At 60.3% G+C, this 19,019-nt stretch carries 16 protein-coding genes; 10 read left to right on the forward strand and 6 right to left on the reverse strand.

From position 1 onward, the window contains the following. The coding region (locus tag Q4Q11_RS19155) for a GGDEF domain-containing protein (protein WP_498570524.1) at positions 1 to 1,083 on the reverse strand (1,083 nt) is incomplete at its 3' end. A 413-nt stretch (positions 1,084 to 1,496) separates the two neighbouring features. On the opposite strand from Q4Q11_RS19155, the gene clpP reads away from it, so the two are divergent. From clpP to hupB, 4 genes are all read left to right on the forward strand, one after another. Beyond that, entirely contained in the window at positions 1,497 to 2,129 is a 633-nt protein-coding gene (gene clpP / locus Q4Q11_RS19160) for an ATP-dependent Clp endopeptidase proteolytic subunit ClpP (protein ID WP_112511050.1), read from the forward strand. Between the two features lie 298 nt (positions 2,130 to 2,427). After that, positions 2,428 to 3,705 carry an ATP-dependent Clp protease ATP-binding subunit ClpX gene (gene clpX, locus Q4Q11_RS19165; RefSeq protein ID WP_112511052.1) on the forward strand — a complete coding sequence of 426 codons (1,278 nt, stop codon included), beginning with the start codon at positions 2,428 to 2,430 and terminating at the stop codon, positions 3,703 to 3,705. Between the two features lie 418 nt (positions 3,706 to 4,123). Beyond that, positions 4,124 to 6,544 carry an endopeptidase La gene (lon, locus tag Q4Q11_RS19170; RefSeq protein WP_112511056.1) on the forward strand — a complete coding sequence of 807 codons (2,421 nt, stop codon included), beginning with the start codon at positions 4,124 to 4,126 and terminating at the stop codon, positions 6,542 to 6,544. 203 nt (positions 6,545 to 6,747) lie between these two features. Then, complete coding sequence (gene hupB, locus Q4Q11_RS19175) at positions 6,748 to 7,023, forward strand: DNA-binding protein HupB (RefSeq protein WP_015339480.1); 276 nt, start codon at positions 6,748 to 6,750, stop codon at positions 7,021 to 7,023. Positions 7,024 to 7,112: 89 nt separating this feature from the next. Here the strand turns inward: hupB and Q4Q11_RS19180 are convergent, their stop codons facing one another. Both Q4Q11_RS19180 and Q4Q11_RS19185 read right to left on the reverse strand, forming a co-directional pair. Beyond that, positions 7,113 to 7,856, reverse strand: coding sequence for an SDR family NAD(P)-dependent oxidoreductase (locus Q4Q11_RS19180; RefSeq protein WP_498570525.1), 744 nt, complete (start codon positions 7,854 to 7,856; stop codon positions 7,113 to 7,115). 24 nt (positions 7,857 to 7,880) lie between these two features. After that, positions 7,881 to 8,234: a DoxX family protein gene (locus tag Q4Q11_RS19185; protein WP_498570504.1), complete on the reverse strand. Its 354-nt coding sequence runs from the start codon at positions 8,232 to 8,234 to the stop codon at positions 7,881 to 7,883. A 187-nt stretch (positions 8,235 to 8,421) separates the two neighbouring features. Here Q4Q11_RS19185 and Q4Q11_RS19190 point away from each other — a divergent pair, with 187 nt between their 5' ends. Next, positions 8,422 to 8,808 carry a winged helix-turn-helix transcriptional regulator gene (locus Q4Q11_RS19190; RefSeq protein ID WP_498570526.1) on the forward strand — a complete coding sequence of 129 codons (387 nt, stop codon included), beginning with the start codon at positions 8,422 to 8,424 and terminating at the stop codon, positions 8,806 to 8,808. A gap of 254 nt (positions 8,809 to 9,062) precedes the next feature. Here Q4Q11_RS19190 and Q4Q11_RS19195 read toward each other — a convergent pair whose 3' ends face one another. Beyond that, positions 9,063 to 9,635 carry a TetR/AcrR family transcriptional regulator gene (locus tag Q4Q11_RS19195; RefSeq protein ID WP_112511065.1) on the reverse strand — a complete coding sequence of 191 codons (573 nt, stop codon included), beginning with the start codon at positions 9,633 to 9,635 and terminating at the stop codon, positions 9,063 to 9,065. A gap of 155 nt (positions 9,636 to 9,790) precedes the next feature. Here Q4Q11_RS19195 and Q4Q11_RS19200 point away from each other — a divergent pair, with 155 nt between their 5' ends. Then, the gene (locus Q4Q11_RS19200) at positions 9,791 to 10,141 is read left to right on the forward strand and encodes a DoxX family protein (RefSeq protein WP_498570505.1); all 351 of its coding nucleotides are present in this window, start codon (positions 9,791 to 9,793) and stop codon (positions 10,139 to 10,141) included. A 183-nt stretch (positions 10,142 to 10,324) separates the two neighbouring features. Then, positions 10,325 to 10,894, forward strand: a complete 570-nt coding sequence (locus tag Q4Q11_RS19205; RefSeq protein WP_498570506.1) for a flavodoxin family protein — start codon at positions 10,325 to 10,327, stop codon at positions 10,892 to 10,894. A 185-nt stretch (positions 10,895 to 11,079) separates the two neighbouring features. On the opposite strand, the gene Q4Q11_RS19210 is transcribed toward Q4Q11_RS19205, so the two are convergent. After that, complete coding sequence (locus Q4Q11_RS19210) at positions 11,080 to 12,066, reverse strand: aldo/keto reductase (protein ID WP_112511069.1); 987 nt, start codon at positions 12,064 to 12,066, stop codon at positions 11,080 to 11,082. A 220-nt stretch (positions 12,067 to 12,286) separates the two neighbouring features. On the opposite strand from Q4Q11_RS19210, the gene Q4Q11_RS19215 reads away from it, so the two are divergent. Together Q4Q11_RS19215 and Q4Q11_RS19220 are read left to right on the forward strand one after the other, a co-directional pair. Beyond that, entirely contained in the window at positions 12,287 to 13,522 is a 1,236-nt protein-coding gene (locus tag Q4Q11_RS19215; RefSeq protein WP_498570507.1) for a metallophosphoesterase family protein, read from the forward strand. Next, on the forward strand, positions 13,522 to 16,977 hold the full coding sequence (locus tag Q4Q11_RS19220) for an ATP-binding protein (protein ID WP_498570508.1): 3,456 nt from the start codon (positions 13,522 to 13,524) through the stop codon (positions 16,975 to 16,977). Before Q4Q11_RS19215 ends, Q4Q11_RS19220 begins: the two co-directional genes overlap by 1 nt. A 12-nt stretch (positions 16,978 to 16,989) precedes the next feature. Here Q4Q11_RS19220 and Q4Q11_RS19225 read toward each other — a convergent pair whose 3' ends face one another. Next, positions 16,990 to 17,979 (reverse strand): glycosyltransferase family 2 protein, encoded by a 990-nt coding sequence (locus Q4Q11_RS19225; RefSeq protein ID WP_498570509.1) that lies wholly within the window; start codon positions 17,977 to 17,979, stop codon positions 16,990 to 16,992. A 133-nt stretch (positions 17,980 to 18,112) separates the two neighbouring features. On the opposite strand from Q4Q11_RS19225, the gene Q4Q11_RS19230 reads away from it, so the two are divergent. Next, complete coding sequence (locus Q4Q11_RS19230; protein ID WP_498570510.1) at positions 18,113 to 18,730, forward strand: capsular polysaccharide export protein, LipB/KpsS family; 618 nt, start codon at positions 18,113 to 18,115, stop codon at positions 18,728 to 18,730. Positions 18,731 to 19,019 lie beyond the last annotated feature (289 nt).

The following is a 19,019-nucleotide window of genomic DNA, read 5'->3' on the forward strand; positions in this document are numbered from 1 at the left end:
GTAAAGCGCCCGGTCTGCGGAGGAGACCAGCCGATCCCAGCTGACCGTGTCGCGGGGCATGAGCGCCACGCCGATGCTGACCGTCGCCGGCACCAGCGAGCGGCCGGCAAGCAGCGGCACGCGACAGAAATCGGCGCGAATGGTCTCGGCCAGCGCTTCGGCCTGCGATTGCTCGTCTATCGGAACGAAGGCGACGAACTCTTCGCCGCCCATTCTGCCGAACGCGCCGCTGCGCGGCACGAACTGGCGGGCGATGCGGGCGAACTCGACCAGGACGGCATCGCCCGCCTGGTGGCCATGGCGGTCGTTGATCTTCTTGAAGTGGTCGAGATCGAACAGCAGCGCGGCGAGCTTCTGCGGCTGTTGCTGCCTCTCCTCGGCGAGAATCTCGTAACTTTCCTGAAGCCCACGCCGATTGAGGACGCCTGTCAGCGTATCGGTGATGGAAATCGCCCGCCAGCGGCGTTCGGCACGCTCCATCAAAAGTTTTCCGTTGAGGACGATCGCGATGATGACCAGCAGCGCATAGCCGAGCGCCATGTAGCCGCGATAGATCATGGCCGTCTCCAACGGAGGTGCTATGAGCACCATCCAGAGAGCCGAGCCGAAGCAGAAGCAGGCAAGCGCTACGAAAACCAGGCCGAGCTGCCCGCGGGCCGGCTCGCGCCGGCCATCCGCAGGCTGGACAGCGAAGGCGAGCAGGGTTGCGCCGACGGCGCTTGCAAGATCGTAGACGACGATGCGGTTGACGAAATTGCCGGCGACCCAAGGTAGGCTGGCGCCGATCAGCCAGAGCACGGCAGGCAGGAATGCGGACCATTCCGGCTTGCGCTTGTCCATTACCCGGAACCCGGCGATCCAGGCACTTTCGCCGAGCAGCCCGACGGCATTGCCGATCTGGATCGACCATATGTTGGGGATGATGCCGCGAGCTGCCACCAGAGCAAATCCCACGGCGCTGACGGTAAAGCCCGCGGCCCAGATCAAATAGGCTGGGGATTTGCGATCGTGCCGCCACGCAAGGAGAAGAACGGTAGCCAGAGTGATGGCTTCCGAGCACCAGATGGTCAGGCCTGTGGTCATGTTCAGCACGATCGGCGTTTCTCCGCTTCCGGCAGCCTCCGTCGAGGCTAAAGTCCGACGGTTTCTGCTATCGCCCCATCTTTGCGCAATAAGGTGGCAAGTTCCTTAAGTGAGTTGGTAAATTTTGCTCGTGTCCAGGATCTTCGCGAACCTGCAGGAGCCTTCACGCTTCCTTCACCTTTCGGTTCGGAAATGCGGTGGGTAGCGAATGACGTGGCGCCGTGGCGTCTTGGCATTCCAACCGCGGTGTTTAGAAATGTTTTGTCAACGCCTCCTGGAGCAATGGTGCTTTTTGACGTTATGCTTTCGGGCGTCTTGAAGTGCAGGGCAGGGACACTCTATGTAGGAGTAAAGGATTTTTACTCCGATTCCCGGCGTTTCCGTCGCCGGGACAAGTTTGATAAAGGACGCACATGAGAAATCCAGTCGATACAGCTATGGCTCTGGTGCCGATGGTTGTCGAGCAGACCAACCGCGGGGAACGGTCGTACGACATCTATTCCCGCCTGCTGAAGGAACGCATCATTTTCCTGACCGGACCGGTCGAAGACCATATGGCGACGCTGGTGTGCGCCCAGCTTCTCTTCCTGGAGGCAGAAAACCCGAAGAAAGAGATCGCGCTCTACATCAATTCGCCGGGCGGCGTCGTTACCGCCGGCATGGCAATCTACGACACGATGCAGTTCATCAAGCCGGCGGTTTCGACGCTCTGCATCGGCCAGGCCGCATCCATGGGATCGCTGCTTCTGGCTGCGGGCGACAAGGATATGCGCTTCGCAACGCCGAACTCGCGCATCATGGTTCACCAGCCTTCGGGCGGCTTCCAGGGGCAGGCTTCGGACATCGAACGCCACGCGCGCGACATCATCAAAATGAAGCGCCGTCTCAATGAGGTTTATGTCAAGCATTGCGGCCGGACTTACGAAGAGGTCGAGCAGACGCTCGATCGTGACCATTTCATGTCCTCGGACGAGGCCAAGGAATGGGGTCTGATCGACAAGGTGCTGACCTCGCGTACCGAAATAGAGGGCGAAACCGCCGCGTGATTTATTCGCGGGGCGGTGACTTCCGCGCCACAGTTCTATCCCATTTGTGATGGAATAGGGGTTTAATGTGGAACGGAACGCGGTAATAGTAAGCATTAATGCTATGTAGCTTTTTTGTGACATGGCATTCGGCATTCGAAAGGGATCGTTGCCACGCAGTTCCGGTTGGTTGGCTGGCCTGCGTTCAGTACCCTGAAGGGCGCCGCGATCTGCTGAAACGAGGGGCGGATCCGGCGGGCGCATAGAGTGGACCGCGATTTCAAATTGGAAATTGGCGGCGTGCTGGAAGGAAAGTGATATGAGCAAAGTCAGCGGCAGCAACGGCGGCGACTCAAAGAACACGCTTTATTGTTCGTTCTGCGGTAAGAGCCAGCATGAAGTCCGGAAGTTGATTGCCGGACCGACCGTATTCATCTGTGACGAGTGCGTTGAACTCTGCATGGACATTATCCGCGAGGAAAACAAATCCTCGATGGTGAAGTCCCGTGACGGTGTCCCGACCCCGCAGGACATCATCAAGGTTCTCGACGAATACGTCATCGGCCAGCGGCAGGCGAAGAAGATCCTCTCCGTTGCCGTTCACAACCATTACAAGCGTCTCGCGCACGCATCGAAGAACGGAGACGTCGAGCTGTCGAAGTCGAACATCATGCTGGTCGGACCGACTGGCTGCGGCAAGACCTACCTGGCTCAGACGCTCGCCCGCATCATCGACGTGCCGTTCACCATGGCCGACGCGACCACGCTGACCGAAGCGGGCTATGTCGGCGAAGACGTCGAAAACATCATTCTCAAGCTGCTGCAGGCCGCCGACTACAACGTCGAGCGTGCGCAGCGCGGCATCGTCTACATCGACGAGGTCGACAAGATTTCCCGCAAGTCGGATAATCCGTCGATCACGCGCGATGTCTCGGGCGAGGGCGTGCAGCAGGCGCTTCTGAAGATCATGGAAGGCACGGTGGCTTCGGTTCCCCCGCAGGGCGGCCGCAAGCATCCTCAGCAGGAATTCCTGCAGGTGGACACGACCAACATCCTCTTCATCTGCGGCGGCGCCTTCGCAGGCCTGGACAAGATCATCTCCGCCCGCGGCGAGAAGACCTCGATCGGCTTCGGCGCCACCGTCAAGGCACCGGATGACCGCCGCGTCGGCGAAGTGCTGCGCGAGCTGGAGCCGGAAGATCTGGTGAAGTTCGGCCTCATTCCGGAATTCATCGGTCGTCTGCCTGTTTTGGCGACGCTGGAGGACCTCGACGAGGACGCGCTGATCCAGATCCTGTCCGAACCGAAGAACGCGCTGGTGAAGCAGTATCAGCGTCTGTTCGAGATGGAAGATGTCGAGTTGACCTTCCACGAGGATGCACTGCGTGAAATCGCCCGCAAGGCGATCGTCCGCAAGACGGGTGCTCGCGGCCTGCGCTCCATCATGGAGAAGATCCTCCTCGACACCATGTTCGAGCTGCCGGCGCTGGAAGGCGTGCGCGAAGTGGTCATTTCCGAGGAAGTGGTTCGCGGCTCCGCCCGCCCGCTATACATCTACGCCGATCGGCAGGAAGAAAAGGCCAACGCTACGGCCTGATCCACCATCCGTGATCACGAATCGGGGGCTCGTCATCGGCGGGCCTCTTTCTGTTTGAAAAACCGTGCAGTTTGCTGATAAAGTCTTGGATAAGCTTATCGGAATGCCGTCGGAACCGGTTGTGAAGAGCCCCTGCTGCAGCCATGATGGCATGATTCTGGAGCATTCGGCGGACAGGGCGCAGGCGCGGCGTTTTTCTTCGGATTGTTGCGTCGCCCGCAGTATTCGAGTTGCCGGTTCTGGTGTCTTGTTGTTGCGTTCCCCCTTGCGAATACGCGGGATCGCCGCCTGATGGCGGACGTTTCCCGTGACTTGAAATAGGCAGTGTGAAGCTCCACTTGTTTACCAAGTGAGAGAGCCGGCTAACTCCCCCAAGCCGGCAGAGAGCCCGGGAACGGGACGACGGAAAGGAAATGACATGAGTAAGAAAACGTCTGCGACACACGACAGCATTGCCTATCCGGTACTGCCGTTGCGCGACATCGTGGTCTTCCCCCACATGATCGTGCCTCTGTTCGTCGGACGGGAAAAATCCATTCGCGCCCTGGAAGAGGTCATGGGTTCGGACAAGCAGATCATGCTCGTCACCCAGATCAATGCCAGCGATGATGATCCCGCGCCGGATGCCATCCATAAGGTCGGCACCGTTGCGAATGTCCTGCAGCTGCTGAAACTGCCCGACGGCACCGTCAAGGTGCTGGTGGAGGGCCGCGCGCGCGCAGAGATCGACGAATATACCGGCCGCGAAGACTTCTACGAAGCCCTCGGCCATGTCCTGCCTGAGCCGGAAGAAGATCAGGTCGAGCTCGAAGCTTTGAGCCGCTCGGTCGTTTCCGAATTCGAGAGCTATGTAAAGCTCAACAAGAAGATCTCGCCGGAAGTGGTCGGAGCCGCCAGCCAGATCGACGATTATTCGAAGCTGGCCGACACCGTCGCATCGCATCTTTCGATCAAGATCACCGAAAAGCAGGAAATGCTGGAGACCACCAGCGTCAAGGCTCGCCTGGAAAAGGCGCTCGGCTTCATGGAAGGCGAGATTTCGGTTCTTCAGGTCGAGAAGCGCATCCGCTCGCGCGTCAAGCGCCAGATGGAGAAAACGCAGCGCGAATACTATCTGAATGAACAGATGAAGGCGATCCAGAAGGAGCTTGGCGACGGCGAAGAAGGCCGCGACGAGATGGCCGAACTGGAAGAGCGCATCTCCAAGACCAAGCTGTCGAAGGAAGCCAAGGAAAAGGCCGATGCCGAGCTGAAGAAGCTGCGGCAGATGAGCCCGATGTCGGCTGAAGCGACTGTGGTGCGCAACTATCTCGACTGGCTGCTGGGCATTCCCTGGCACAAGAAGTCGAAGATCAAGGCTGACCTGAACAACGCCGAGAAGATCCTTGAAGCGGATCACTTCGGTCTGGACAAGGTCAAGGAGCGCATTGTCGAGTATCTGGCCGTTCAGGCCCGCGCCACCAAGATCAAAGGGCCGATCCTGTGCCTCGTCGGCCCTCCGGGCGTCGGCAAGACCTCGCTCGCCCAGTCGATCGCCAAGGCGACCGGCCGTGAATATGTCCGCATGGCGCTGGGCGGCGTTCGCGACGAAGCCGAGATCCGTGGTCACCGCCGCACCTATATCGGCTCGATGCCCGGCAAGGTCATCCAGTCGATGAAGAAGGCCAAGAAGTCCAACCCGCTGTTCCTGCTCGACGAGATCGACAAGCTTGGCCAGGACTATCGCGGCGATCCGTCTTCGGCGCTGCTTGAGGTGCTGGACCCGGCACAGAACTCGACCTTCATGGATCACTACCTGGAAGTCGAATACGACCTGTCGGACGTGATGTTCATCACGACGGCGAATACGCTGAACATCCCTGCGCCCCTGATGGATCGCATGGAGATCATCCGTATCGCCGGCTACACCGAAGACGAAAAGCGCGAGATCGCCAAGCGGCACCTGCTGCCGAAGGCCATCAAGGAACATGCGTTGCAGCCGAACGAGTTTTCGGTCACCGACGGCGCCCTGATGGTCATCATCCAGCAGTACACCCGCGAGGCCGGTGTGCGTAACTTCGAGCGCGAACTGATGAAGCTTGCCCGCAAGGCGGTCACCGAGATCATCAAGGGCAAGGTGAAGTCGGTTGCCGTCACGGCGGAGAACGTCCCGGACTATCTCGGCGTGCCGCGCTTCCGCCATGGCGAAGCCGAACGCGACGATCAGGTCGGTGTCGTCACCGGTCTTGCCTGGACCGAAGTCGGCGGCGAGTTGCTGACGATCGAAGGCGTGATGATGCCGGGCAAGGGCCGCATGACGGTCACCGGCAATCTGAAGGAAGTCATGAAGGAATCGATCTCGGCAGCGGCTTCTTACGTCCGCTCGCGCGCCGTCGATTTCGGCATCGAGCCGCCGCGCTTCGACAAGAGCGACATCCACGTGCACGTGCCGGAGGGTGCTACGCCGAAGGACGGCCCTTCGGCCGGTGTCGCCATGGCAACCGCGATCGTCTCGATCATGACCGGCATCCCGGTTTCCAAGGATGTCGCCATGACGGGTGAAATCACGCTGCGCGGCCGCGTGCTGCCGATCGGCGGCCTGAAGGAAAAGCTGCTGGCAGCACTGCGCGGCGGCATCAAGAAGGTGCTGATCCCGGAAGAAAACGCCAAGGATCTGGCAGAAATTCCGGACAACGTGAAGAACAACATGGAAATCATTCCCGTGTCGCGCATGGGCGAGGTCATCAAGCACGCGCTTGTTCGCCGCCCCGAGCCGATCGAGTGGGACGGCACCGTGGAAACGCCCGTGATCGCAACGGTCGAAGGCGTCGACGAAGTGGGTTCGACCATCGCTCATTGAGGCGCTTCGCCTCAATTCTGTCGAATTGACACAAATGGACGGAAAGACCGGCATTTTTGCCGGTCTTTTTTTGTGAAAAGCGTATGCCAACGCTTGCTTTTCCTTGATTTGCAGGGCTTTTGGGGTTGCGGCGGGTAAGAGCATTGCTATTTTGCGCCCCGCTTACTGATAAGTCGTTTCATACCAGAGAAAGGGGTGGAAACATGAACAAGAATGAGCTCGTGTCCGCAGTGGCCGAGAAGGCCGGTATCACGAAGGCTGACGCTGCTTCCGCTGTCGACGCTGTTTTCGATACTGTCCAGGCCGAACTGAAGAAGGGCGGCGACATTCGCCTTGCTGGTTTCGGCAGCTTCACCGTTTCTCACCGTGCAGCCACCAAGGGCCGTAACCCGTCCACCGGCGCCGAGGTCGATATTCCTGCCCGTAACGTACCGAAGTTCACGCCCGGCAAGGGCCTGAAGGACTCGGTCAACAGCTAATTCGTTTTCACCCGCTGCGAGGCATTTGCCTTGCGGGTGGACAACATCGGGGCCTGCTTTTTGCAGGCCCTTTTTATTTCGATCCTGTGTTATCGGGCGCTGTCGATGATCTGGCCGCCATCGGGTGTCAGACTTGAACCCGTGATGAACCTCGAATCGCTGCTGGCAAGGAATAGGACGACTGGTGCGACGTCGTCTTGGGGAGAGCCAAAGCGGCCGAGGACATTCGTTGGCGGAGGAATGTCGGGCCTTGCCCCCCAAGTGTCGGCTACAGGCAGGAGGTTGTTGACGGTGATATTGTCCGGACCCCATTCGCGGGCAGCGGACCTCGTGAGAGCGCGTACCGCCTCCTTGGCGAGATTGTATGGTCCGTAAGGGGACATGCCGAGAATGCCTGCCAAAGACGCAAAGTTGATCACACGGCCTTCTCCGCTGGCTTTCAGGTATGGGTAGCAGGCCTGCATGGTTCGCAGATATGCGATCGGCCCCATATCGAAGTTGCGTTGCAACTGCTCTACGGAGAGATCGAGGATCGATGAGTGAACGACGGTGGGGTCGAAGGCGACATTCACCAGAATATCGATCCCTCCGAATGTCTGCACCACCTTAGCCACTGCCTCGGCAATCTGCTCGCCGCAACTTATGTCGCAGACCACGCCGAGTGCGGTTCCTTCCTTCGATTCAATGTGAGCGACGACCTCATTCACGTGGGCGGGAGTGAGCGACAATACAGCGACCTTCGCGCCTTCCGCCGCAAAGAGTTCCGCCGTTGCACGTCCGATGCCCCTGCCGGCACCGGCGACGATAGCCACTTTTCCAGTTAGCTTTCCCATTTGATTTCCTTTCGGGTTGAGCAATTAGAGCGCCTGCGCCAATGCGTAGGGTGAGGGAATTCCGCGTGCCGCGTTCTGTGTGGCGAAGGAGGTTGCGAGCAATGCCAGTCCGGCCGCAGCCGGCAGAGCACCTGCGGGTTTTCGAACGCCTATATGGGCAAGTCCGGAAAGCAGGAGGTGAAACAACATGCCCGCATATGCCAGATCACTGATGGCAACGTTGAGCCGCGATACGATGGCGGCGACGGCAGCGAGCTTCACGAAGGTCAGAATGTGGACAAGATAGCTGGGGTAGCCGAACCCGAGCATCGTTTGCCGTACCCAATCGGCTTTGATGATGTAGGTCACGGCAGAGCTCAGATAGAGCAGGACAAGCAAGGCCGTTGCGGCTCAGTAAACGTAGAATTCAGACATGGGATATCCGCTGCCGCCGGATGGCTCCGGCAGCTTGTTCCGTTCAAGATTTTCGATATCCGGAATAGCGATCCGCTGTTTTCCGATGTGTGGATCGAAAATGTGATATTAAATGAATCTCTGCAAGTAGGATGAATTCAGTGTGGTAAGTATGAAAAATCAGACTAATAGCTCAGAAGGCACCAACATGCATGAAGGGATGCGCCGCGTGTTCGCCCTGCTTTCCGGAAAATGGAAGCTGGAAATCATGTGGCTTCTCAACCAGCGGATCTATCGATTTAACGAGCTGCGCAAGGCGATCCCGGGTATCACCCAGCACATGTTGACAGCGCAATTGCGAGAACTGGAGGCTGATGGTCTCGTCTCACGCACCGTCTTCGCCGAAGTTCCGCCTCGCGTGGAGTATGAGATTACTGCGAAGGCAAGGGGGCTCGGACCGACCATGGAAGCTTTGATGGCATGGTGGAACGAGCATGGCGGAAGCATACCCGAAAGGACGACAACTCGCGGCCGAAAACAGACCTCAAAAAGTGGATAATCGCTCCGAGCTGCAGAGCAGGTGCCGAATGAGTGCCGGGGACACGAAGCAGCGGCAATATCGCCGCCTCGGCTGATAGCTCTGCTGCCAATGCGATCTCAGAGCAGCGTCCGGCTGCCGTCGGCGGCGAGCTTTTGACCGGTGCCGAAATCTGCCTTGCTCAAAGCAGCAAAGTTCAGAGGGCGTATGCCTTGGTCCTATCCCGCCTTTCCCAATGCCATCCGTGCCGATCGGGTCAATTGCCTGACCCGCGCTCAGAGCTGACCCGACACCATCCGCATGACGAGCGTGATGCGTTGAGCCCGAAAGGCGGGTCTTATCCTGCCGTGACGTTCAAGCTCCGCCAGACCGTGAAGTGCTGCCCAGAAAGTTTCGGTTGCGGTATCCACGTCCTGGGCGAACGGCGCAATCACCGTCGCCATCGCTCCAAAACCATCGCGAAGTTGGGGTGGCGTATCGGATCTCGCGAAGCGGAGGCCAGTCGGCAGGACGAACATCGCCTCGTACATCGCAGGGCGGGCGAAAGCAAAATCGAGATAGGCGGTTGCGACGTCTTCCACTCGCTCCCTTGACGTAGACGATGGCCGGATTGCGGCACGGAGCATCGCAGCCAATTCGCCGAAGCCTTCGAGCGCCACTGCTCCGACGATCTGATCGCGATTTTCGAAATGCGAATAGAGAACTGGCTGACTGTATTCTATCTCCTCGGCGAGGCGCCGGATCGTGACGGAAGCCCAGCCGTCACGTTCTGCGATCGTCCTCGCCGCGACGATGATCCTGCGTTCGCGTTCGCTTCGTTCCCGAGTCTTGCGTTCGCTGATACCCACTCCGTGCCCCTCGATCTTCCGCGCGCGATTTTCCTGCTGAGAAACTATCAAAACGAATGACGATTGACAAACTAGCATCGCTAGATTATATAATATCGGTATTAAACCTTAACGCGCCAGGATCATCAGCGAAGAGAATATCAATGAGTCTTCCTATGGAAATTTTCACAGGCACAACGTCCCTCGATACCGTCCTTGTCTGGCTGGCCGCCGGGGCATTTCTCGTCGGCGCTGTCGCCAACGCGAGTGGACATCCGAAGATCCGCGCGGGCTTCGTGCGGCTTGGATTTCCTTTCTGGTGGTGCTGGGTCACTGCCGCCTTTGAACTCGTAACCGCGGCGCTTTTAGTCACCGCCGGCACCCGATATATCGGGATCGCGTTAGGCGTCTGCATCATGCTCGCCGCGATCGCGGCCATTGTCCGTATCCGGAACTATAGAGAGCTCCCGCCGCCTTTCGTGTTCCTGTTGCTGCTGGCACTTGCGGGTGTCGGCGGTCAAATCTGAATACTCGCGGAAAAACTCATTCAACCGACGACCCGCGTGTGACTGGCTGGATAAAGATCCGATTGCCAGGACGCAGGGCTTCATCCGCCGCTGTCATCAATCCATCGAAAAGAAGACGCACGTCCGAGCGGTTCCGCTTCCGGACAGCGCAAAGCAATGGCCAGAAGGAGGCTAGGAACCATCATGTCAAATCGCACAGCAAGCACAGTCGTCGTCTATCATTCCGGCTACGGCCACACCCAGCGGATGGCGGAAGCCGTGGCGGAGGGGGCGGGCGCGGCAGTTTGCGCCATCGATGCGGATGGCAACCTTTCCGATGAGGGATGGGTCGCCTTGGACGCCGCCGACGCCATCATCTTCGGATCGCCAACCTACATGGGCGGGCCGAGCTGGCAGTTCAAGAAGTTTGCCGACGCGTCCTCGAAGGCTTGGTTCGCCAGCAAATGGCAGGACAAGGTTTTCGGAGGCTTCACCAACAGCGCCAGTTTGAACGGCGACAAGCTCAATACGCTCGAATACTTCGTTCTTCTGGCGGGGCAGCATGGTGGCCTTTGGGTTAGTCTGGGAGTGAAACCAGCGAACGTAAAGGCTTCGAAGCGCGACGATGCGAACAGGATGGGATCATACATCGCGCCAATGGCGCAATGCGATGCCGACGCAGCCCCGGGCGAAATGTCGATCGGCGACCTGGAAACCGCTCGCGCTTACGGCGAGCGCGTAGCGCAAGTTGCACAGCGGTTCGCGTCGGCATGAACGACAGATGAATCCGGCGAGCGGAGTAGTTCGTTTATGGCGTGATCGACCGACCCGCGCGAACGGTGTAGCCTGGGTCAGGAAACACGGAATAAACGGAGGTCGCTCACTCTGCTCGCCACGCGCCGAAAGGCATTCCTAGGTGGCCGAAAGCGCGTTCCGGCCACCCATTTCAGTTATGGACGTTACCAGCGATGATGAACATGCGGTGCGATCAGCCGCTCGTAGATCTCGCGCGTGGCTGCCATGACATCGGCTGAGAGCGGCGCAAGATCGGCCGCAGCCGCATTGGCCTTGGCCTGCTCCGCATTGCGCGCACCCGGAATGACGACGGTGACGGCGTCATTCATCAGGATCCAGCGCAGGGCGAAAGCCGCCATGCTGGCGCCCGCGGGCACCAGCTTGCGCACCTCTTCCACGGCCTGCAGGCCGACTTCGAACGGCACGCCCGCAAAGGTTTCACCGACATCGAAGGCCTCGCCGTGGCGATTGAAGTTGCGGTGGTCGTCGCTGGCGAATTGCGTATCGCGTGTGATCTTGCCGGACAACAGGCCGGAGGCCAGCGGTACACGGGCGATGACGGCCACGTTCTTGCGCCTGGCCTCCTTGAAGAACAGATGGTCCGGCCGCTGGCGGAAGATGTTGTAGATGATCTGGATACTGACGACACCTGGGTATTCGATCGCCTTCAGCGCCTCCTCGACCTTTTCGACGCTGACGCCGTATCCTTTGATCTTGCCGGCCTTCTGCAATTCGTCGAGACCGGCAAAAACCTCCGGCCGATAGAGAACTTCGGTCGGCGGGCAGTGAAGCTGCACGAGATCGAGGCTTTCGACGCCGAGGTTCTTCAGGCTGCGGTCGATGAAGTCTTCGAGATTGGCCTTGTTATAGCCGTCGGCAACATGCGGGTTCAGTCGACGGCCGGCCTTCGTCGCCACCATCGGGCGCTCGCCTCCACGCGCCTTCAGCACATCGGCGATGATCTTTTCCGAGCGGCCATCGCCATAGACGTCGGCGGTATCGATGAAGGTCATGCCGGCATCGAGAGCGGCGTTCAGGGCCGCGCGGCCGTCGGCCTCGCTGACATCTCCCCATGCGCCGCCGATCTGCCAGGCCCCGAAACCGACATCGGTCACGATAAAGGGTGTCCGTCCGAAAGCATGATGTTTCATGAGATGTCTCCTCTCTTTTACTCGCAGGATGTAGCGCAGTAGCAGCCGTCCGACAGGGCTACAAGCGCACATCGGCGATCGGGGATCGCAATTGCGTGACTGAGGATATGACAATCCGGATCTGGTGATGAAACCCTTGGATGAAGTCGCCGGCGCGGTATTCATCGCGCCTCTATTTCCTTAAAAGGAGAGACCGGATATCTGACCGCTATCGGAGCCAATGCCCTCTTTCAGCTTCATCCATGCCGCCGATCTGCATCTTGGCAGCCCCTTTCAAGGTCTCGCCTTGAAGGATGCCGCTGTCGCTGCCGTCTTCGTCGAAGCGAGCCGCAAGGCCTTCTCGACGCTTGTGGGTTTGGCAATCGAAAGGCGTGTCGATTTCTTCGTCATTGCCGGCGATGTCTATGACGGCGATTGGAAGGACAACAAGATCGGTCTGTTCTTCAATCGCGAAATGGCGCGGCTGGAGCGCGCGGGCATTCCGGTCTACCTGCTGCGCGGCAATCACGATGCGGCAAGCGTCATCACCAAGACGATCACCTTGCCGGCAAACGTCCATGAGTTTCCGACCGGCAAACCCGGCAGCGTCAGGCTCGAGGCACTGAAGGTGGCGCTGCATGGCCAGGGCTTTGCCGAACGCTCGGCCAACGACAATCTGGCGATCACCTATCCCGCACCGGCACCTGGCTGGTTCAACATCGGCATTCTCCATACATCGCTGACCGGCCGCGAGCCGCACGCGCCCTATGCGCCGTGCTCCGTCGACGATCTGCGCTCGCGCGGCTATGACTATTGGGCGCTCGGCCATGTCCACGACTTTGAAGTGGTGGCGCAGGATCCGCTTGTCATCTTTCCCGGCAACCTGCAGGGCCGCAATATCCGCGAGCGCGGTGCCAAGGGCGCGGTGCTCGTGACCGTCGAAGACGGACGCATCGAACATGAGCGTCTGATCGTCGACGAGGCGCGGTTCGCGCAGGCTGACATCGTTGTCGATCCAGAGGACGACCAAGCCGCGATCCTCCGTCATGTGGAACAGGCCGTACAGCCTCTCGCGGATGAGATGGACGGCCGCATGACTGCGCTGCGCATCCGGCTTTCCGGCGTCACGCCTCTGCATGGCACGATCGCCGCCAACCGCCAGCAATGGCGCGACGAGGTGGAAGCCGCCTGCCACCGCGTGCATGAGGATATCTGGCTGGAAAAGCTTGAATTGCGGCTGGAGCCGCCGCCGGAGAGGGCGTCGGATGCGGACGGCGCGCTCGATCTGCGCCAACTGCTGACCGAGCACGCCGGCGATGCTGATATCGCGGCGGAAGCAAGCCGCTTGATCGACGAGATCGCCGTGCGCCTGCCGGGCGGCCTTGGCGCGACCGAGCGGCCATTGGACGACGGCATGGAGGCTCTCATCGAAGAAGCGCGGCAACTGCTGCTGGCGCGCGGGCAGGGGGCGGGCTGATGCGCTTTACCCGTCTCGATATTCTTCGCTATGGCGCGCTGACCGATCGCACGCTCGATTTTCGCCCCGGTGCGCGGCTGCATGTGATCTATGGTCCGAACGAGGCAGGTAAATCCTCGGCTCTGAGCGCAATTTCGGATCTTCTGTTCGGGTTCCCGGCCGCCGCTGAGCAAAGCTTCTTGCACGAGCCGGGGACTTTGCGGATCGGAGCTGATATCAGCGCGCGCGATGGCGCAAGCTTAAGTTTTCGCCGCCGCCGCGGCCGCAAGGGGACGCTTCTGGCGCCGGATGACAGGGAGGCGCCGCTGGCCGAGGATGCGCTTTCGCCCTTCCTCGGCAATTTGAGCCGCGACGTGTTCGAGCGCGCCTTCGGCCTGGACTCGCAGCGGCTGCGGCAGGGCGCGGCTGCCATGCTGCGCAGCGGCGGCGAGATCGGCAGCCTGCTTTTTTCCGCAGCTTCGGGCCTCACTGGCCTGTCCCGACTGCGTCAATCGTTGGAAGCGGAAGCCGACGGCATCTATGCCGCCAGGCGCTCGAAGGATCGCGGCTTCTATCAGGCTCTTGACCGCTACGAGGATGCCCGGAAGGCCGAGCGGGACAATGAACTGAAATCCGGCGACTGGAAGAAGCTTCTTGCCGAGGCCGCCGAATTGGAGACGGAACTGGAGCGCCTGCAGGCGGAGCGCCGCGGCACCCGCGAAGCGCTTGATCGGCTCAAGCGGCTGAAGACCCTCCAGCCCTTGCTGTCAGAAATCGATGCGGAAACTCTCGCGCTCGATGGCCTCTCCGATCTTGCCGCCATACCGGATGGCTTTGCCGACAAGCTGGAGCAGAGGTTGCGCGATAAGCAAGCGAGCGAAGAGGAACTGCGCCGGGCGCGGCAAGCCGTTGCCCGCGCCGAGGAGGACCTTTCGCGCATTCTGGTGGATGAAGCGTTGCTACGGATGTCTGGCGATATCACCCAGCTCTTTGCCGATACCGGCAACTACCGCGCCCAGCGTCACGATCTGCCGCGTGTCGATCAGGAGCTTGCCGGTTACGACACCACGCTTTCTCAGCTCGCCCGCCGCCTCGGTCTTGCCGAAGCCGAACTCGAAAGGAGGCAGCCGAGCGACGTCGACCGCGCGCGCCTGTCCGAGCTGGTGGACGAGGGCAGGCAGCTCGCGCGACAACTGCAGTCTCTCGCCGAGCAGTCCGATGCTGAGCGCAGGCAGCTCGCGGCGCTTGAGAGGGATAGTCATGCGGGCCGGCTGATCGATCCAAGGCCCTATCTCGATCAGCTCGAGGCGCTGAGCACCGATCTCTCTGCCTTGGGCCGCCTTGACGGGCTGGAAACGCAGATTCGCCGCATCGGGTCCGATCTTAAAGAGGCTGCCGGCCGGCTGCAGCCACCGGTCGGTGACATCGATGTGCTGTTCTCCGCGCCTCTGCCGGAAACCACCGAAATTGCCGGACATCGTGATGCCATTGACGCCGCACGCGCAAAAATGCGCGAAGCCACCGGCAAGCTGCAGACTTATGACGAGCAGCTGGCGGAGATAGCGCGAACGCTTGCCGATGCCGAGTGCACCGGGCCGATCGTCACGCGCGAGCAGATCGTCGCTGCGCGCGAAGGTCGTGATGCGCAATGGTCCTCCATCCAGCAAAGATGGTCGGACGGTGCGGCTCCGGAGGCCAGGCTGCTTGCGGCGCTGAGCGTCGGTATTGCCGAGGCGGACCGTCTGGCCGATGCCGCACTGAGCGATGCGGATCGTGTTGCGCGCCACGCCGACTATCGTCTGCGTCAGGCGCGTCTGCTGCAGGAGCGGGAGGCGGCTAATGAACGGCTGAAGAGCTGTGAGAAAGCGCTGAAGGATGCGCAGGCAACCTTCGCAGCTCTTTTCGAGTCTTGCGGAATCGATGCTCTCGATCCACTGGCGATGCTGGAGTGGCGGCGCGGAGTGGAACTGCTGCGGCGCGAGCGCAAGGCATTGCTGGAAATGCTGGACCAACGGGATGAGAGTGCGCTGGCGGAAGGCCGCGTCTTGCCCGTCCTGCAGGATATCGTCGAGGCAACAAGCTACAAGAGCGGCCGCCTCCCGCCTGCGGCGATTGCGGAAGGCTTGCGCAAGCATCTGCGCCTTCTCTCGGAACGCTGGAGCGAAAGCCGTACGCGGGAAGGAGAGATCGGCGCCGCACGCGACCGGTTGGTCCGCTTCGGCGACGAGCAACGGGCTTTGGAACGACGGCATGCCGAGTGGCGCGATGCATTCGCCAAAGCTGCTGAGCTCCTCGGCCTGCCATCCGACACGACGCTTGATATGGCGAGCGCCGCCCTGAAGGCATGGGACGAACTGCCCGATATCCTCACCGAGCGCGAAAACCGCTGGCGTCGAGTCAATGGCATGCGGCGCGACATGGCGGATTTCGAGCGGCGTTTGGCAACGCTTGCAGCCAATAGCGGCCATGAGCTGGATCATCTGCCGCCGGATGCCGCCGCCGAGGCGCTGCACACCAGCGTCAATGCCATGCGCGGCGAGCTGAAGAAGCGCGACGGCCTCGAAGAGGAGCGGCTGCGCGGGGCAGAACTGGTGGCGCGCCAGGACGCAGCGCTCGCCGCCATCAGGGCCGACCTCGACCATCTGACTGCCGATCTAGGCGGCGTTGACGATCTGCCGGCGCTGCTTCTACGGCTCCGCGAACGGCTGCGCCTGAGTGCGCGGCTCGCGGAAAGCCACGATCGGTTCCGCCAGCAGGCCGACGGCAAGGCCGAAGACGAGCTTCGTGCCGAGCTTGCCGGCTTCGAACGGGTTGCTGCGGATCTCGAAATCGAGCGATTGACCGAGGAAGATCAGCGACAGTTCGCCATGCATGGCGAGCTTTCGGCACGGCTGGCGGAGAACCGCCGTCAGCGTCAGGGCCTGGAAACCGGCGTCAGCGCAGAATATGCGGTTTTCGAAAAGCTCTCCGCAGAGCAGGAGGCAAAGGACCTCGCGCGGCAATGGGTCGTCCTCAAGATTGCAGCCCGCATGCTGGCCGGCTCGATGGAGGCCTATCGCGAGAAGCAAGCCGATCCCGTCATCGGGCGAGCCGGCGAGCTGTTCTCGCAACTGACCGGCGGGCGTTTCTCCCGCCTCGTCGAAGCCCATGATGAAAGCGATGCTTTGCAGCTGCTGGCCGAGCGTGCTGCCGGCGAGCGCGTGCCGCTCGACGGTCTGAGCGAGGGTACGGGCGACCAGCTCTATCTTGCCCTGCGGCTGGCGTTCCTCGAAGATTATTCCACCCGCAACGAGCCGGCACCGCTGATCGTAGACGATATCTTCCAGACCTTCGACGACGAGCGCGCCCGCGCAGGGCTGCAGGTCCTTGCCGCGACGGCCGACCGTTTCCAGACGATCCTCTTCACCCATGAGAAGAGCGTGGTCGAGATTGCCAAGAGCGTGATCGGCGGGGATCTCGACTTAATCCAGCTTTGACTTCAAATCGCGTTATGGCATCGATGGGATGTGCAATCGCGTCGGTACCACGATCTTGGGGTCCGATTTGTCGCGGCTGTAGGCGGGATTGAGCGAGCGATCGATGAAATCCTGCGTGGCGTGAAGCCGACGGAGGTTTTGTTTTTCCTGTTCGAACCGCTTCTTTCGCTCTCCGGATTTATCCGATCCGCGCGACAGCGATTCGTGGTGATAGAGGCAGGCAAAAGGTGTCCAGACAATGCGGTAGCCGGCCTTGTGCGCCCGCAGGCAGTAATCCACGTCATTATAGGCGACTGCGAAATTCTCCTCGTCGAACAGACCGATCTTCCGAAGGCACTCACCCGAGATCAGCATCACGGCGCCGGTCACGCAGGTCATCGTATTGCGCACATGCAGCCGGTTCATGGGGCCACCGAACTCCTTCGGCTTGTTCATGTACCAATGACCTGCCAGTCCGCCGAAGCCGATGACCACACCGGCATGCTGCATCTTGTCATTCGAAAACAGCAATTTGGCGCCGACGATACCGGTCCTGTCATAAGCGAGGCAGGAGACCATCTCCTTCAGCCAGCCGGGCTCGATGACTTCGACATCGTTGTTGAGGATCAGGTAGTGCTCACCTGTCGCCGAACTCAGGCCGCGATTGACCGAGCGCGAGAAAATGAAGGCTTCCGGATTGATGACGGCGGAAAAGCGAGGCTGAGTTTTCCGATAATGCTCATAGAGATCGAGGACGGCTTGATTGGCGGAGCCGTTGTCGTTGACCAGGACTTCAAAATTGGGATAGTCCGTCTTTTCGAAGAGGTCGCGAAGGATGCGCGATATCAGATCGAGATTGTCCTTGTTCGGAATGACGATGGAAATTGTCGGCCATTCGCTGGGCGCTTCGAAGACGACCCGATGCAGGGTCTTGGTGAGAGCGTCCTCGATGGCGATCGCCTGCCGCTGCCGTTCGAACCTTTCGGTCAGCGCCTTTCTGGCGCTGATGGTTGCGGCATCCATGAATTTGCGCGAATAGGTCTTGCCGTTGCGGCGCCACCAGTTGGCGGGATAGGGCAGGTGGAGAACGCTTTCTTCGGGGATACCCTCGAGATACCGCAGCAGCAGATCGTAATCCTGCGAACCCTCGTAGCCGGTGCGGAGGTATCCGCTGCAGCTCCAGACCGATTTTCAGCTTCGGGCTCATTCGCCCTTTCATCGGCAGCAGGATGCCATCAGGCTGATTCTTCGCTCCTTCGCGGAAAATGCCGCGCTTGAGGCGAATCTCGTTCTCAAGCTGCATCCGCTCGACAACGGGCTTGTGGATTGGAGGACCTATGTCGATGGTATCTGCGCGTCTTGCGGATTGTCGTCCCGTGTTCATTTGATAGAGGGAGGCAGTCTCGAGCGGCTGATCTCCGCCAGTCAGGGCATGGTGACGGTCAATTCCACCGCGGCGCTTTCGGCCCTGCGGGCTCGGAGGGCAGTCAAGGCGCTCGGAGCTGCGGTCTACGATATCGATGGGCTGAGCGACCGGAAGCCTCTGGATCGCTTCTGGCTGGATCCGATCCCGCCATCGCCGGAGCTGTGCGACGCGTTCTTTCGATTGCTTGCAGCGGCGGTGCAGGTGCGCGGCAATTTCTGTTCCGGTGAGGGGGCACGTGCCGCCGCCACGCAAATCGCCGAGCGATTGCTGTTGCGGACGGTCAATCTGCCGGGCGCCCATATCGACCCGCCGCCGAGGCAGAAGCCGTTGAAGGTCCACGTTCCATGAGCGCGATGAGGAGCTTGGCTGATGCAGCCGCCGCATGGCTGTCGATTGGCCGCCGCAGGGCCGATGGCCTTCGATGCCGAGGCGCTGAAATTGACAACGCGGCCACTTACATGTGGACTAAAACTGAACTTGACGCGCTGATTCGACGTTAAGAAGAAGTACATTTCGGTTTGCTGGGAGCAAACATCGTGGATGACAGCAAGATGGAAAGATTCATGTTGAAGGAGCTGCTGATCATCATCGCAGCCCTCGTGCTTGTTTCCGTAGTGCTTTTGGCGATCATTATTAT

This window comes from Rhizobium sp. UFLA01-1127, from assembly GCF_059803845.1.